Origin of the sequence: Acinetobacter sp. RUH 2624 (assembly GCF_000162375.2) — a bacterium.
GTDB lineage: Bacteria > Pseudomonadota > Gammaproteobacteria > Pseudomonadales > Moraxellaceae > Acinetobacter > Acinetobacter nosocomialis.
The window spans coordinates 2,862,872-2,877,616 of record NZ_KI391939.1; the positions used below are offsets into that span (position 1 = coordinate 2,862,872).

The 14,745-nt window shown below is 41.7% G+C and carries 14 protein-coding genes; 5 read left to right on the plus strand and 9 right to left on the minus strand.

Going from position 1 to position 14,745, the window contains the following annotated elements:
- Nucleotides 1-8 precede the first annotated feature (8 nt).
- Complete coding sequence (locus HMPREF0014_RS20130; protein WP_006580856.1) at nucleotides 9-1,508, plus strand: PLP-dependent aminotransferase family protein; 1,500 nt, start codon at nucleotides 9-11, stop codon at nucleotides 1,506-1,508.
- 59 nt (nucleotides 1,509-1,567) lie between these two features.
- Here the strand turns inward: HMPREF0014_RS20130 and HMPREF0014_RS20135 are convergent, their stop codons facing one another.
- Entirely contained in the window at nucleotides 1,568-3,010 is a 1,443-nt protein-coding gene (locus tag HMPREF0014_RS20135; RefSeq protein WP_006580855.1) for an amino acid permease, read from the minus strand.
- 304 nt (nucleotides 3,011-3,314) lie between these two features.
- Nucleotides 3,315-3,863 carry an XRE family transcriptional regulator gene (locus HMPREF0014_RS20140; protein WP_002048207.1) on the minus strand — a complete coding sequence of 183 codons (549 nt, stop codon included), beginning with the start codon at nucleotides 3,861-3,863 and terminating at the stop codon, nucleotides 3,315-3,317.
- 68 nt (nucleotides 3,864-3,931) lie between these two features.
- Here HMPREF0014_RS20140 and HMPREF0014_RS20145 point away from each other — a divergent pair, with 68 nt between their 5' ends.
- Both HMPREF0014_RS20145 and HMPREF0014_RS20150 read left to right on the plus strand, forming a co-directional pair.
- Nucleotides 3,932-4,627 carry an AzlC family ABC transporter permease gene (locus tag HMPREF0014_RS20145; protein ID WP_006580854.1) on the plus strand — a complete coding sequence of 232 codons (696 nt, stop codon included), beginning with the start codon at nucleotides 3,932-3,934 and terminating at the stop codon, nucleotides 4,625-4,627.
- Complete coding sequence (locus tag HMPREF0014_RS20150; protein WP_006580853.1) at nucleotides 4,624-4,947, plus strand: AzlD domain-containing protein; 324 nt, start codon at nucleotides 4,624-4,626, stop codon at nucleotides 4,945-4,947. The genes HMPREF0014_RS20145 and HMPREF0014_RS20150 overlap by 4 nt, the downstream gene beginning before the upstream one ends.
- Before the next feature lie 40 nt (nucleotides 4,948-4,987).
- Here the strand turns inward: HMPREF0014_RS20150 and ssb are convergent, their stop codons facing one another.
- The 3 genes from ssb to HMPREF0014_RS20165 form a co-directional block, all read right to left on the minus strand.
- Nucleotides 4,988-5,572, minus strand: coding sequence for a single-stranded DNA-binding protein (gene ssb / locus HMPREF0014_RS20155; RefSeq protein WP_006580852.1), 585 nt, complete (start codon nucleotides 5,570-5,572; stop codon nucleotides 4,988-4,990).
- Between the two features lie 51 nt (nucleotides 5,573-5,623).
- Entirely contained in the window at nucleotides 5,624-6,988 is a 1,365-nt protein-coding gene (locus HMPREF0014_RS20160; protein WP_004711530.1) for an MFS transporter, read from the minus strand.
- Between the two features lie 146 nt (nucleotides 6,989-7,134).
- On the minus strand, nucleotides 7,135-8,217 hold the full coding sequence (locus HMPREF0014_RS20165) for a DUF475 domain-containing protein (RefSeq protein WP_002054048.1): 1,083 nt from the start codon (nucleotides 8,215-8,217) through the stop codon (nucleotides 7,135-7,137).
- Nucleotides 8,218-8,480: 263 nt separating this feature from the next.
- Here HMPREF0014_RS20165 and tenA point away from each other — a divergent pair, with 263 nt between their 5' ends.
- Nucleotides 8,481-9,155 (plus strand): thiaminase II, encoded by a 675-nt coding sequence (gene tenA, locus HMPREF0014_RS20170; RefSeq protein ID WP_000899420.1) that lies wholly within the window; start codon nucleotides 8,481-8,483, stop codon nucleotides 9,153-9,155.
- Between the two features lie 50 nt (nucleotides 9,156-9,205).
- Here the strand turns inward: tenA and HMPREF0014_RS20175 are convergent, their stop codons facing one another.
- From HMPREF0014_RS20175 to HMPREF0014_RS20190, 4 genes are all read right to left on the minus strand, one after another.
- Nucleotides 9,206-9,547, minus strand: coding sequence for a GlpM family protein (locus tag HMPREF0014_RS20175; protein ID WP_002053924.1), 342 nt, complete (start codon nucleotides 9,545-9,547; stop codon nucleotides 9,206-9,208).
- Nucleotides 9,548-9,599: 52 nt separating this feature from the next.
- Nucleotides 9,600-9,953 (minus strand): DUF1304 domain-containing protein, encoded by a 354-nt coding sequence (locus HMPREF0014_RS20180; protein ID WP_006580851.1) that lies wholly within the window; start codon nucleotides 9,951-9,953, stop codon nucleotides 9,600-9,602.
- A gap of 66 nt (nucleotides 9,954-10,019) precedes the next feature.
- A complete protein-coding gene (locus HMPREF0014_RS20185; protein ID WP_006580850.1) occupies nucleotides 10,020-10,997 on the minus strand; it encodes a zinc-binding dehydrogenase in 978 nt (325 codons plus the stop codon).
- Between the two features lie 3 nt (nucleotides 10,998-11,000).
- Complete coding sequence (locus HMPREF0014_RS20190; protein ID WP_006580849.1) at nucleotides 11,001-11,603, minus strand: TetR/AcrR family transcriptional regulator; 603 nt, start codon at nucleotides 11,601-11,603, stop codon at nucleotides 11,001-11,003.
- A 294-nt stretch (nucleotides 11,604-11,897) separates the two neighbouring features.
- On the opposite strand from HMPREF0014_RS20190, the gene uvrA reads away from it, so the two are divergent.
- Nucleotides 11,898-14,732: an excinuclease ABC subunit UvrA gene (gene uvrA, locus HMPREF0014_RS20195; protein WP_020992326.1), complete on the plus strand. Its 2,835-nt coding sequence runs from the start codon at nucleotides 11,898-11,900 to the stop codon at nucleotides 14,730-14,732.
- Nucleotides 14,733-14,745: the final 13 nt, after the last annotated feature.

Here is a 14,745-nt window from a genome sequence, read left to right on the forward strand (position 1 = left end):
AGAGCCAATTGCGTAGTTTACTTGGAGATCATTTGCTGCAACGACTCCAACAGGACACTGAAGGGAAACTACATCAACGCCTTTTCCGTTGCCTGCGTGGTGCCATTATTGATGGAGTCATCCAGCCGAAGACTCGTCTACCTGCATCACGCGATTTAGCCAGTGAAATTCATGTTTCGAGAAATACGGTACTGAGCGCCTACGAACAACTACAGGCTGAAGGCTACTTAGAAGCACGAACAGGACATGGCACTTGGGTTGCCGAAAAGTTACCAGAGAGTTTTTTAAATACACAAAACAAGAAAAAAGTAGTTTCTAGTCCAAGTGTTCAAAGTTCTTATGCCCTCTCGCAGCGTGGTTCAAACTTATTAGGCTATGCTGCGGCCTCGCCACATCAATGGGGTGCTTTTGTTCCGGGAGCGCCTGATGTTACCGAGTTTCCTCATCATATTTTTAGCCGTATTCAAGCACGCTTAAGCCGCGAACCGGACATTAACCGCCTGATTTATAGCAACGCTGGTGGCTGTATAGAGCTTCGAAGTGCGTTGGCAGATTACTTACGTGTTGCACGTTCAGTTCAGTGCGATGCAGACCAGATTATTATTACCGAAGGCATTCATCAAGCGATTGATTTAGTCTCACGTGCACTCAGCGATATGGGAGATAAAGTCTGGATTGAAGATCCCGCTTATTGGGGAATGCGTAATACCTTACGGATTAATGGCCTCGATATTCAGCCCATGCCTGTCGATGCTGAAGGTATTATTCCTGAAGAAAATCCGGCAAAGCCGCCTAAACTCATTTTTGTCACCCCTTCACACCAATATCCGCTTGGTTCTCATTTAAGCCTTGATCGTCGCAGACAATTGATTCAAATCGCACGTCAGCATAATAGCTGGATTGTAGAAGATGACTATGACAGTGAGTTCCGTTTTTCGGGTCAACCTTATCCATCTTTGCAAGGCTTAGAAAATAACGCACCTGTTTTATATATGGGCACGTTTAGTAAAACCATTTATCCATCATTAAGAATTGGATATTTGGTCGTCCCTAAGCCGCTATTTTCACCGCTACGTATTGTCGCAGCCGAGCTTTACCGTGGTGGGCATTTGCTTGAGCAAAAGGCTCTCGCTGAATTTATTCGTGAAGGTCATTATGAAGCGCATATTCGCCGTATGCGCCTGCTCTATGGTAAACGCCGTGACTACTTGGTGAGTTTAATTCAACGCTACCTTGGCCCCGAATTTATTCATGAATATGACGAAGCGGCAGGGTTACATCTGGTTTTAAAACTGCCGAACTCTTGCGATGATGTCGCGATTGCAGCCACAGCGCTTGAACGTGGTGTCAAAGTTCGTCCACTTTCACAATACTACATGCAGTCGCATGCACACGCCGAACGTGGACTGCTGATGGGCTTTGCCTGTGTAAATGAAAAAGACATGGTGATGGCTTTTGGTGTCTTGCTCCAATGCTTACGTGAAGCAGGCGTACCCACATTGAATTGATCTTTTTATCTGAGTAAATAAAAAAGAGCCTCATTGTGAGGCTCTTTTGGTTTAAAAATTTAAACTAACTTTTCTTCATGGCTATGAGTTAAATGAGTCGCTCTACGCTCTTTACCCCAACCTAGCTTTTCAGACAACAATCCGAAGAACACAATAATGCCGAATAGCGCTGTAGTGTAAATCACTTCTTTAAAATAGGTGCCTTCAATCAACATGGTAAGAATTGCACCAATAATCGCAAAGATCACCACGTAAGTTAAGTAAGGGAACATCCACATTTTAAAGTCAATTTTCACGCCTTCAGCTTCTAATTTTTTACGCATACGAAGCTGAGAATAAGCAATCGTCAGGTATACATACAGTGTTGCCGCGCCTGTTGTTAGCATGAAAAAGTCATACACATCCATACTCTTGGTTGCAGTTAAAATTACCGCAATTACAGAGAAGAAGCATGACACAATCACGCCCACCCACGGACTACTTTTACTGTTTACAGAGCCAAAACTTTTCGGTGCATCACCACGTTTAGACAACGAGAATAACATTCGTGAACATGTGTAAAGCGCCGAGTTAAAACAACTACATACCGACGTTAACACTACAAAATTTACAATATGGCGCGCGCCCGGAATACCAAGAGCAGACAACGTAACGCTATAAGTACCCCAAGTTGAATCTTTCAAAAGTTCATTGTTGTGAGGAATTAAACATACCGCAACAAACATTGAACCAACGTAGAATAAAATAATTCGCCAAACCACAGAGTTCGAAGCTTTACGAATTTCTTTAGATGGATTTGCCGACTCTGCCGCTGCTACAGTCACAATTTCAGCACCAATATAGGCGAACATCACCCCAAGCAAGGCGGTAATCACTGATGAACCGCCATTTGGCATAAAGCCTTGAGAAGTTAAGTTACTAATACCAGATGCAGCCGGATTGCCCCAAGGCCATAAATGCATGATCGCTAAGCTACCAATCACAAGGAAAACAACAATCGCGATAACTTTGATGAGTGCAAACCAGAACTCGAATTCACCATAGTTCTTGACGTTTTGTAAATTAACAGCAACCAGTGCACCAATCACCACGGTCATATAGACCCAGATCGGTATAAACGGGAACCAGTTATTTAAAATTTTTCCTGCTACATAAGCTTCCCAGCCCATGAGCATTGCCAGCGTACACCAGTACAACCAACCAATTGAAAACCCTGCCCAACGACCAATCGCACGATCCGCATAAGTTGAAAAAGAGCCACTGTCGGGATTTAAAACGGCCATCTCGCCTAACATACGCATGATGAACCAAACGAGTAAACCACCTAAAGCATAAGTTAGAAAAACCACCGGACCGGTGTTGTAGATAATACTGCCTGAGCCAACAAAGAGAGAGCCACCAATAACCCCAGCAATAGAGATCATGGTTAAGTGGCGTGATTTAAGTCCATGTTTTAAACTTTGGGAGTGATTGGCTTCAGAACCATTTTGATGAGCTGCCATATCATTTTCCTTAATATATGGAGGATATCGGCTAGTCTCGGAAATCCTCCGAAGCCAAAAAATATCCCCTAAAAATTTAGCCGTTCTGCTCAACTCCTAAAACAGAAAATTCACTGAGCTTATCCGGCGCTTCCGTATGCATACTTCCAATGGCTTTAATTTGTCGTTTCGGCTCTCAAGAAACGAGAGCCATTTTTGTAATAAAAGAGAGAGCCAATTGCAAAATTTATACGCAAAATTGGCCCTTTTTGTATTAAATGAGGCTAAATAGATTTAGTTTTTATTTTAAGCAGTTTGAAATACTTTAGTTTTGTTCAGAAATTAATAACGCTTTTGTGCCTGTTTCTAAGGCTCTAAATATATGTTTTTGATCGGCTGGATAACAAATGTAATCACCAACTCCCAGCTCAACCGCTTCATCAATTAAACCCACCAAAGCTTTACCTTCAACCACAATAATATGTTCGACAGAACCGACCGGATGTGGTTCTGAAAGACGATCTTCACCCGGTTCAACAATCAATAAATACACATCTCGGCGCGCATGGGGTGGACAGGTCGCCAACAAAATTGCTTTGTAATTGGCAATCTCCGAACTCACCGTTGGCCCCTCGCCACAGCGAATGACTTGCACTTGATTACTTGGTTCTTCCATTAAACGTGCAAATGGAATATTGAGTGCAACACAAAGTGCCCACAAGGTTTCAATACTTGGATTACCTTGCCCTGCCTCTAATTGAGAAAGTGTAGATTTGGCAACACCTGCACGGCGTGCAACCTCCGCTAATGAAAGACCTGCTCTTTGGCGTTCACGCGTTAAACCTTTGGCAATAATTTCAATTGGCTGAGACATTCACCACACCCGTTCTATAAAAAAAACGATCGTTCGTTTTGACAAAACAATCAGACTTATTCATTATAATGGAAAATCGTTCGTTATATCATACTATGTCTACATACTCTCTGATTAAAAAACTTAGTAAAGACACTACTCGCTCGATTTTCTTTGTGTGTCTAGCAACCAGCGTGGTTGGTATGTCTTTAGGTTCACTCGCTGCAAGTTATGGCTTAGCACTCTGGATTCCACTTTGCCTGTCCGTATTTGTGCTCGCAGGAACTGCTGAATTTATCTTTATTGGATTCTTGGCGGTAGGTGGTAGTCCAATTGCGGCTGCAATTGCAGGACTACTCGTCAATTTAAGACATCTACCTTTTGGCATTGCGGTCAATGAACTGATCCGAGGCAAATTCTCTCAGTATTTTGGGTCTCACATCATGAACGATGAAAGCGTTTTGTTTGGCATGGCACAACCTGACTTCGAGACAAAAAAAGCTGCTTATTGGTTGTGTGGTATAGGCATTATGCTGACTTGGCCACTGGGTGTCACGGCTGGCTATTTTATTGGGAGTGCTATTCCAGACCCAAAAACATTTGGTTTAGATGCCATTTTTCCTGCCATTTTAATTGCTCTTACTTTTAATGCTTTAAAGAATAAATCGACTCGAAAAGCTGCATTTGCCGGATCAACTTTAGCACTGATGACTACACCTTTTTTAGCCCCAGGGCTTCCAATTCTCATTTCGCTTTTTGGCTTAATATGGGGTAGAAAGAAATGAGTCAACAGTTACTTATTATTTTAGGTATAGCTCTACTTGCACTTGGAACGTATGGTATTCGTTTTGCTGGTTTCCACTTAGGTGCCAAGTTTTCGTTTTCTGAAAAATACCAAGTTTTACTCTCAAACGGCGCAACCGTTTTGCTCTGTGCCATTGCGGTGACCACAACATTTTTTGAAGGCCAACATTTCGCAGGTTTCGCGCGTATATTTGGGGTGGCACTAGCACTGTTCTTGGTTTGGAAAAAAGTTCCGCTTTTATTGGTGATTTGTTTGGCCGCTGTTGGCACGGCACTTCTACGTTTGCTAGGAATTGAATAATAAAAAAGGCGAGATAAACTCGCCTTTTTTGAAACTTTGATTAGAACGGTAAATCGTCGTCTAAATCAGCTGGTGCAGACGCTGGTTGTTGCGGCGCTTTAGGAGCAAAACCACCACCTTGCGGGCTGTTGCCACCATTACCGAAACCACCTTGGCCACCATAACCACCGCCATTGTTTTGACCGTAGCCGCCACCTTGGTGGTTATTTTGATAACCGCCACCTTGTTGAGGTGCGTTAAAACGTGGTTGGTTAAAATCATTACCGCCAGCGAAACCTTGTTCACCTTGTTGACGAGCATCTAACATTTGCATCTGGTCGCCACGGATTTCTGTAGTGTAACGTTCCTGACCATTTTGGTCTGTCCACTGACGCGTACGTAATGAACCTTCGATATAAACCTTAGAACCTTTACGTAAAAACTGCTGAGCAATTTCCCCTAAACGGTTATGCAAAACAATACGGTGCCATTCTGTTTGTTCTTTACGTTCACCTGACGTTTTATCGGTCCAAACTTCACTTGTCGCGATTGAAAACTGGGTTAACGAGCCCCCATTTGGAAAAGTTTTTGTTTCAGGATCACGACCCAAAGTACCAACCAAAATAACCTTATTTACACCACGCATTAGCTGTCTTCATCCTATTCATTTCTATGTTTTACTTTATAAGAGTTATGCTTAAATGGCTACCTCTTTACCAAACAACTGCGTTAAATCACGTCGTGCAGCATCATCAAGAGACTGTTTATCGACTTTAATATAAGCAACTTGCTGGTCAGGCATCACCACAACTTCTTCAATACCACGAATTGCCAATAGCTGTGTGGTCCACTCATTCACCTGTTGCACTTGCGGCAATGGCAACACAATCGATGACAAATACCGCGGCTGAGCTAAACCAAAACTAATTAGCAGCCATATTATAGCAATCCCTGCTAAGACACTCCATCCAATCGCAGTATTATGTAACATCAATAATTGACCACCTAGTGTGCCGCCAAAAAAAGCCCCTAAAAACTGGCTACTAGCATTTACACCCATAGCGGTGGCTTTCGACTGAATTGGAGCAGACTTTGATAACCAAGATGGTAATAATGCTTCCATCACATTAAAAGCGATAAAGAAAATACCTAAGCCTGCAAGCAAGACATATTTGGACTGATAACCAAATATCAGTAATAGTAAACCTGCAATAATGCCTGTAATTGCGGTTAAGAAAATGCCGCGCATTTTGCGGTATTTCTCAGCGATGATAATGCTCGGAAATGCAAAAAATAAACTAATCACCAAGAGTGGCAAATACACTAAACCATGGCTCGCCAAAGGAATATGGGCAAATTCGATAAGCTGTGAAGGCACATAAATAAACATGGCTGTCAGTAATAAGTGCAATGCAAAAACTGACACATGTAAACGGTTTAAATCACCCATTTGAATGACTTGTTTAAGCTGTGCCATATAGCCTTGCTGATAATTACGATGATGGCGGGTCACTTTAGGCACCAGCAATAACATCAAAATCGCAATTAAGCCCATAATGGTTGTCACAAAGAACAAACCAGAAATACCAACAAGACTGGTGAGCCAAGGCCCTAGACTAAATGCCACCACAAAAGACAGACCAATACTCATGCCCATGGCAGCCATGGCTTTAGTACGCTGCTCTTCACGTGTCACATCGGCTAAAAGCGCCATGACCACTGCCGAAACTGCACCCGCCCCAGCGATAGCACGGCCAATAATTACGCCATAAATCGTGTCTGATAAACCCGCAATTGCTCCACCAATAGCAAAGAGCAGTAGACCAAATACTACAAGTGGTTTACGGCTAAAACGGTCAGCCAGTAAGCTAAAAGGAATTTGTAAAATAGCCTGACTTAAGCCATATATACCCACAGCCAAACCTATGAGTGCTGGAGTCGCATATTGATATGACTGCCCGACTACAGAAAAAACCGGAATAATCATGAACAGACCCAACATGCGTAGTGCAAAAATACTACTTAAAGCAAAAGTTGAGCGGCGTTCCAAAGCATTCATCATATCAATACACGTTATCAAACTAGGCAAATTATAAGCCGATTCGTTTCTAAAAATACGGGAGAGATGATTTAAAATAACGATTTCGGCTTAAAAAAATAAAGAGGCATTTAGCCTCTTTATTCTATCGAACTTTACTGAAAATTAGCTTAAGACGATTCTTGTTCACGTTTTGCATATTGGATAGATGCAATTACTGCCCATGCAATAAATGCAACACCAATGAGGCCTGTCACGACTTCTGGTATATGTAAACCTGTACCACTTGCAATCATAATGAAAGCCAATGCACCAATCGCATAATGTGCACCATGTTCTAAAAACACATAAGCGTCTAATGTGCCCTTTTCAACAAGATAAACCGTCATTGAACGAACGAACATTGCACCAATTGCAAGACCTAGCATAATCACGACAACGTCGCTGGTAATGGCAAATGCACCAATTACACCATCGAAACTAAATGATGCATCTAATACTTCAAGGTATAAGAAACCACCCAAACCGGCTTTAATCACACCAGAAGCAGCGCCTGAACCGTCTTGCATGACTGCATTACCATCTTCATCAATTTCAGGTTCGCCGCCCAATAAATGACTAAGAACTTGTACACCAATATAAACCACAATGCCCCAAACGCCAGCCATTGTCACAGCTAAACGCTCATGATCTTCAACATAGCCCGCCATTACAATTAATGCGATGAGTGCAATAAAAACCGACATTGCTGGTACATTGGCTAGGTCAGATAATTTAACTTCAAGCCATCTAAACCAATGGGTTTCTTTCTCTTCATCAAAGAAGAAGTTTAAGAAAACCAACAATAAGAATGTTCCACCAAATGCAGAAATTTCCGCATGGTGAGCCATTAAACGTTCAGAATAGGTTTTTGGATCATTGAGTGCCATTTTAGCAACTTCAATAAAGCCCATGTCGGCAGTCATAGAAACAATCAAGACAGGGAAAATCAATCGCATACCGAAAACGGCGATGAGAATACCGACTGTCAAAAAGATCATTTTCCAAAAATGATCCCATCCACGAAGTACCGATGCATTTACGACAGCATTGTCAAAAGATAATGAAACCTCCATTACAGCTAAAATTGCAGTAATAGTTAAAGCTTTAAACATGGTCGACACGCCAGCTTCAGGTCCATGGGTAAAACCCCAGTAAGCGGCGAGTGCTAAACACACCACCGTAAAAAATATCGAAAATCGGAAATGCTTCATGGATCAGACCTATACCAAGAACTAAATTTAATCTTTCTTAAAAACCGCGGCTATTATATCGATAATTAACCACAAAACGATGTTGTTTTATGCCGTTATTACCTTTACTTTATCTTCATGTTTAATAAAGAAATTTATAATATTTAATTAACTTGTTAATCGTATTAAATATTTTCTTGCGATATATCTATCATTATTATTTTTGTATTTTAAAATTGATTTAAAATCGAGGTTAGCTGTCTAATTTTAAATGGAATGATTTTATGCTTTTTTCTCAAGAACTCTGGCAACGTAATTTAAATTTATATCAAAAAATTCTCGACCTGCCTTTTAATCAGGAACTTGCTAACGGTACTTTAGATAAAGAAGCTTTTTGTCATTATGTTATTCAAGATGCTCAATACTTAGTGGCCTATGGTCGCGTACTGGCTGTTGCAGCAGCAAAAGCCTTTGATGCTGACGATATTATGCAGTTTTCAGATGCAGCTAAAATTGCAATTGTGGTTGAGCGCAGTTTGCATGATGACTTTATGAAAAATTTTGGTGTCACCAAAGAAGAATTTCAAAATACACCACTGACCTTGGCAGGCCATCATTACACTTCATTTTTAACAGCAACGGCTTGGTCTGAAAGCTACCCTGTTGTACTCGCTGCATTGTTACCTTGCTTCTGGATTTATGCCGAAGTCGGTAAAGATATTGTAAGCAAATCAATTCCTAACAACCCTTACCAAGCATGGATTGATACCTATGCAGGTGAAGAATTTCATACCGCCGTTCGCAATGTGATTGCCACTGTAGACAAAGTTGCTGCACGTTGTGATGCAGATACTTTAGAGAAAATGCATGCTGCTTACACAATGGGTGCAAAACTTGAGTGGTTATTTTGGGATAGTGCCTACCATCAAAGACAATGGTTAGGTTTAGATCAGATCTAAAATAAGATGAGGCTCTGACCATTTACTTCGTTAAATGGTCAGTCTTTCATTTAACTTTGGAACAACTGCCAACCATAAATTAAACCTGCCGCAGCGACCACCCAACATAAGGTTGCCAAGCCCAGACACGACCACATCGACACGCGTGTTGCCAGCATGTAAACCGCAACTAAATAAATGGCATAAGGAATAAGTGACCATAGACCAAACAGAGCCGTTTTTTGTAACGCTTCGGCTCCTTTTTGCTGAAAAACAATCACATGAGCAATTAAAGCAAAGGTAGGAAAAAGCGGGACTAAACCTGCAATATAAAATGCCTTACTTTTCGATAAAATCGAAATAATAAGGACAACCCCAGCCCCCAACATACACTTTAAAAATAACGCCCACATGCGCTGATCCTATTTGGTCATTTCCATTTCAAAACGCTGTATTTTGCGCTTTTTAAAGAAAATTAACAGCGGCTAATGCAATCAATGCAGGAACTGCCTGAATATAAATAATCTTTTTACCTGCAGTCAGCCCACCATAAATACCCGCAATCAGTACACAGCCTAAAAAGAAGTTAGCAATTGATGTTGCAAATGGCGCATCAGCCAATAAAGACCAGAATAAACCTGCTGCTAAAAAGCCATTATAAAGACCTTGGTTCTGTGCCATGACTTTGGTGAGTTTTGCTTTTTCGGCATTATTTCCAAAGGCTTTCATGCCATAAGGTTTGTCCCACAAAAACATCTCTAACACTAAAATATAGACATGTAATATTGCGATAAGCGCAATGAATATTTGTCCGATCATACGTTTTTCCTTTTTATTTTAAAGATATGAAAAAAGATCAGTCTCTCGACTGATCTTTTTTATGTTTTACGGCTTTAGTAATACCTTGCCTTGACGAGCACCCTGCGTTGCTTTTTGAGCAGCAGTTTTAATCTCATCAAAACTAAATACACCTTCTACAGGCAAGATTAATTTTTTCTGAGTCGCTAGTGTTAGCAGCTCAACGATCAGTTCCTTTTTACGTTCTGCAGGCATTTCTTTATTGACCACACTCGCCCAGAAACCTTTTACTGTCGCTTGTTTGAAAATCAAATCGCCCGATGAAATCTGCATGGTTTCGCCAGTCATACTACCAAATGAAACGAGTAGGCTATTTTCACTAAGTAAATTCAGCATTTCGCCACTTGCTGTTCCACCAATCGAGTCCACACCAGCAATAAGAGGTTGGTCACCATGAATCTGTTTAACTTGCTCTTTCCAATTCGGCTGATCAGTCGCAACCACATGTTGGATGCCTAATGCTTGCATCTCGGCAATTGCATCAGTACGACGAACCAGATTAATCACAGGTAAACCACGTGCCTGTGCAATCATCGCAACCGTTTTACCTACTGCACCATTTGCCGTGTTTTGGATTAACCATTGACTCGGTTGAACGTTAACAAAGTCTAAAAGCATGAGAGCACTAATTGGCATACCAATCAGTTGCGCTGCTGTTTCATCATCAATTTCATTATTTAAAAGAATAAGGCCTTGAGCTGGTGCAATAAAGTATTCAGCCCAACTTCCATGCACAGCTGCCACAGCAATACGCTGGCCTACCTGTACATGAGTAACGCCTTCGCCCAAGGCATCTACAATACCAACTGCTTCACTACCACCAATCGCAGGTAGAGTTGGCTTATAGCCATAGCTTCCACGTACAGTCCATACATCATGATTATGGATAGGAGACATAATGGTTTTAATACGCACTTCGCCTGCTTTCGGTTCTGGCTTTGGCATATCCGCCTGCTCTAAAACGTCTACAGGTTCGCCAAAATTACGATGGATAATACTTCGCATGCTTTATTCCTCTATCGGTTTTATGAGTTGTTGGGTGGTTTCTAAGGCTAGGTATAAATGTGCTTTGTCTTGCGACAGTTTTGTGAGTAAAGCAGCACCTAACCATAACTGATACATGACTTGCGCAGTTTTTAAAGGCTCAATATGTTTTGGAATTGAACCTTCTTGTTGACCTTCTTTAATTAGCAAAGCCAAACGTTGCGTTAGTTTGTGTACGCCTTCATTGAGAATCTGGCGCATATCTTCTGATAAGTCCGAAACCTCGGCTGCCAGTTTCACAATTAGACAGTTTTCAGCCCAGCTACCATTTACTGGATCATCAATCCACGCCTGCCATAAGGCCATTAAACGGGCATGGGCGCTTTGCTCACCGTGCTGCCAAAGTTGTTCCATACGAACTTTATAGTCAGCCATGTATTGCTCTAGCAACGCACAGCCGAAAGCCTCTTTCGAAGCAAAGTAGTGATAGAACGACCCTTTAGGTACATCACAAGACTTTAAGATTTCTTGCAAACCAACACCAACGAACCCTTTACGTAGTACTAGCTCAAAGCTGGTATCTAGAATGTGTTGTCGTGTAGTTTCGCTTTTGTTTAATCGTTTCATACATTCATCATAAACAACTATTAGACCAGTCGTCTAGTGAAATTATGTTGCTTGTTAAAATAGGCTAAGAGTAGAAATGTAGAGTGAGGAATGTTAAAAATACAATCTGCTTATTTAAACAAATTTTGTCGATTGTCGTTTAACCGTCACAATTTGTCGCTTTAAATCATTTTGTACTACTTGAACAATTTTAAATCGTTATCATATAGGGTCTGTTGTTTATAAATAGCCATATCTCCCTGTGACTAATCAAACAACACCTAAATTTTCATCAATACATAATTGAGATGTTTTATGAGCCAAAGTCATATCCGTATTCGAGGCGCACGTACCCATAACTTAAAAAATGTGTCACTCGATATTCCACGCGACAAATTTGTGGTGATTACGGGGCTATCAGGTTCAGGAAAATCTTCTCTTGCCTTTGATACCTTGTACGCTGAAGGACAACGCCGTTACGTCGAATCACTTTCGGCCTATGCCCGTCAGTTTTTATCGCAAATGGAAAAACCTGAAGTTGACTCGATTGAAGGTTTATCACCAGCGATTGCAATTGAGCAAAAATCTACCAGTCACAACCCACGCTCAACCGTCGGTACCATTACCGAAATTTATGACTATTTACGTTTGCTTTATGCCCGTGTCGGTACGCCTTATTGCCCTGAACACGACTTACCTATGGTTGCACAAACCGTTTCTGAAATGGTCGATGCAGTAAAAACGCTTGAGGAAGGTACAGCACTTATGTTGCTTGCCCCAGTGGTACGTGAGCGTAAAGGTGAGTACAGCAACCTGTTCGAACAACTACAAGGTCAAGGTTTTGTTCGTGCCCGTGTAGATGGCGAAATTATTGATATTGATACGCCACCGGAACTCGACAAAAAGAAAAAACATACCATTGAAGTCGTTGTTGACCGCTTCAAAGTACGTGATGACTTAGGCAACCGTATTGCTGAATCATTTGAGACCGCACTGCGTTTAGGTGGTGATATAGCAATTTTATCGTGGATGAATGGCGAACACCCAGATCGCGTTTTTTCTGCAAAACACTCATGTCCTGAGTGTGATCGCGCAGTTGCTGAACTTGAGCCACGTTTATTTTCATTTAACAACCCGTTTGGTGCCTGTCCTGTTTGTGATGGCTTAGGTACACGTAGCCATTTTAGTTCTGAGAAACTGATTCCAAATCCTGATCTTGCGATTAGCGAAGGTGCTATTCGTGGTTGGGATCGTCAACGTCCTTATTACTATTCAATGCTGCAAAAAGTTGCCGACCACTTCGGTTTTCAACTTGATACGCCTTGGAACCAGTTAGATAAAGACACGCAAAAGAAATTTCTACAAGGTACTGGCAAAGAAAAAATCGATTTAAGTTATATCGATGAACGCGGCCGCAAACATACACGCGTACAACCTTTTGAAGGAATTTTGCCACACCTTGAGCGTCGCTACCGTGAAACTGAAAGTAACTATGTACGTGATGATTTAGCTCAATATTTATCTAATGCAGCATGTGATGCATGTGGTGGTTCACGTCTAAATGAAATTTCACGTCATGTTCGTGTAAAAGATAAAACCATTGCAGACATTACCCGCATGTCGATTGGCGATGCAGAAAGCTATTATCAAGATTTAAATCTTGAAGGTGCTAAAGGCGAAATTGCCGATAAAATCTTTAAAGAGATTCGTGAACGTCTACACTTCTTGGTAAGTGTTGGTCTGAACTATTTAAGTCTGGCTCGTTCTGCCGAAACACTATCGGGTGGTGAAGCTCAGCGTATCCGTCTAGCTTCGCAAATTGGTGCAGGTTTGATGGGTGTTATGTATGTACTCGATGAACCATCAATTGGTCTCCATCAACGTGATAATGACCGTTTATTACAAACGCTAATTCGCTTACGTGATTTGGGCAATACAGTATTAGTCGTTGAACATGATGAAGATGCAATCCGTGCAGCTGACCATATTATTGATATCGGCCCGGGTGCTGGGGTACATGGTGGCGTTGTCATTGCTGAAGGAACTTATGAGGAGCTGGCTAAACATGCCGACTCTCTTACAGGTCAATACCTTTCAGGCAAGCTTAAAATTGAGGTGCCAAAAAAACGTACTCAATCGCCACGTCCAGATGAATTCATCAAGCTTTCAGGTGCATCAGGCCATAACTTAAAAAATGTCGATTTAACTATTCCACTTGGCATTATGACTTGTGTAACTGGGGTTTCAGGTTCGGGTAAATCAACACTGATTAACCGTACGTTACTTCCACTGGCTGCAACACAGCTTAATGGTGCAACGACTTTAACAGCTGAAAAGTTTGACTCAATTGATGGTCTACAACACCTTGATAAAGTCGTTGATATTGACCAAAGCCCGATTGGACGTACACCACGTTCTAACCCTGCAACGTACACAGGGCTATTTACACCAATCCGTGAGTTATTTGCTCAAACTCCAGAGGCGAAAGCCCGTGGTTATAGTGCAGGTCGTTTCTCGTTTAACGTAAAAGGCGGACGCTGCGAAGCGTGTGAAGGCGACGGCATGATTAAAGTCGCAATGCACTTCTTACCAGACATGTATGTACCTTGCGATGCTTGTCATGGCAAACGCTATAACCGTGAAACACTTGAAGTGGGCTATAAAGGCAAAAACATTTCTGATGTTTTAGAAATGACGGTTGAAGATGCTGCTGAGTTCTTTAGCGCTATTCCAGTCATTCACCGCCGCTTAGAAACCTTAACTCAGGTAGGTCTAGGCTATATTCGTTTAGGTCAGGCGGCTACTACACTCTCTGGTGGTGAAGCTCAACGTGTAAAACTCGCACGTGAGTTAGCAAAACGTGATACGGGTAAAACGCTTTATATCTTGGATGAACCGACAACAGGTCTGCACTTCCACGATATTGCTAAGTTACTCGACATTTTGCATGAGCTACGCAACAAGGGTAATACCATTGTGGTGATTGAACATAACCTTGATGTCATTAAAACAGCGGACTGGGTTGTGGACTTAGGCCCTGAAGGTGGCTCAGGTGGTGGGCAAATTATTGCTGAAGGTACACCTGAACAAGTCGCTGAGGTCGAGATTTCCCATACGGGTCGTTTCTTGAAACCGATGTTGAAACAATAAAACAAAAAAGCCG

Excerpts from the sequence above, each read along its gene's own strand:
- HMPREF0014_RS20180 (WP_006580851.1), bottom strand. The coding sequence starts at position 9,953 with ATGATCGGACAAATATTCATTGCGCTTATCGCAATATTACATGTCTAT.
- HMPREF0014_RS20140 (WP_002048207.1), bottom strand. The coding sequence starts at position 3,863 with ATGTCTCAGCCAATTGAAATTATTGCCAAAGGTTTAACGCGTGAACGC.
- uvrA (WP_020992326.1), top strand. The coding sequence starts at position 11,898 with ATGAGCCAAAGTCATATCCGTATTCGAGGCGCACGTACCCATAACTTA.
- HMPREF0014_RS20165 (WP_002054048.1), bottom strand. The coding sequence starts at position 8,217 with ATGAAGCATTTCCGATTTTCGATATTTTTTACGGTGGTGTGTTTAGCA.
- HMPREF0014_RS20145 (WP_006580854.1), top strand. The coding sequence starts at position 3,932 with ATGGAAAATCGTTCGTTATATCATACTATGTCTACATACTCTCTGATT.
- HMPREF0014_RS20150 (WP_006580853.1), top strand. The coding sequence starts at position 4,624 with ATGAGTCAACAGTTACTTATTATTTTAGGTATAGCTCTACTTGCACTT.
- HMPREF0014_RS20185 (WP_006580850.1), bottom strand. The coding sequence starts at position 10,997 with ATGCGAAGTATTATCCATCGTAATTTTGGCGAACCTGTAGACGTTTTA.
- ssb (WP_006580852.1), bottom strand. The coding sequence starts at position 5,572 with ATGCGTGGTGTAAATAAGGTTATTTTGGTTGGTACTTTGGGTCGTGAT.
- HMPREF0014_RS20175 (WP_002053924.1), bottom strand. The coding sequence starts at position 9,547 with ATGTGGGCGTTATTTTTAAAGTGTATGTTGGGGGCTGGGGTTGTCCTT.
- HMPREF0014_RS20190 (WP_006580849.1), bottom strand. The coding sequence starts at position 11,603 with ATGAAACGATTAAACAAAAGCGAAACTACACGACAACACATTCTAGAT.
- tenA (WP_000899420.1), top strand. The coding sequence starts at position 8,481 with ATGCTTTTTTCTCAAGAACTCTGGCAACGTAATTTAAATTTATATCAA.
- HMPREF0014_RS20135 (WP_006580855.1), bottom strand. The coding sequence starts at position 3,010 with ATGGCAGCTCATCAAAATGGTTCTGAAGCCAATCACTCCCAAAGTTTA.
- HMPREF0014_RS20160 (WP_004711530.1), bottom strand. The coding sequence starts at position 6,988 with ATGATGAATGCTTTGGAACGCCGCTCAACTTTTGCTTTAAGTAGTATT.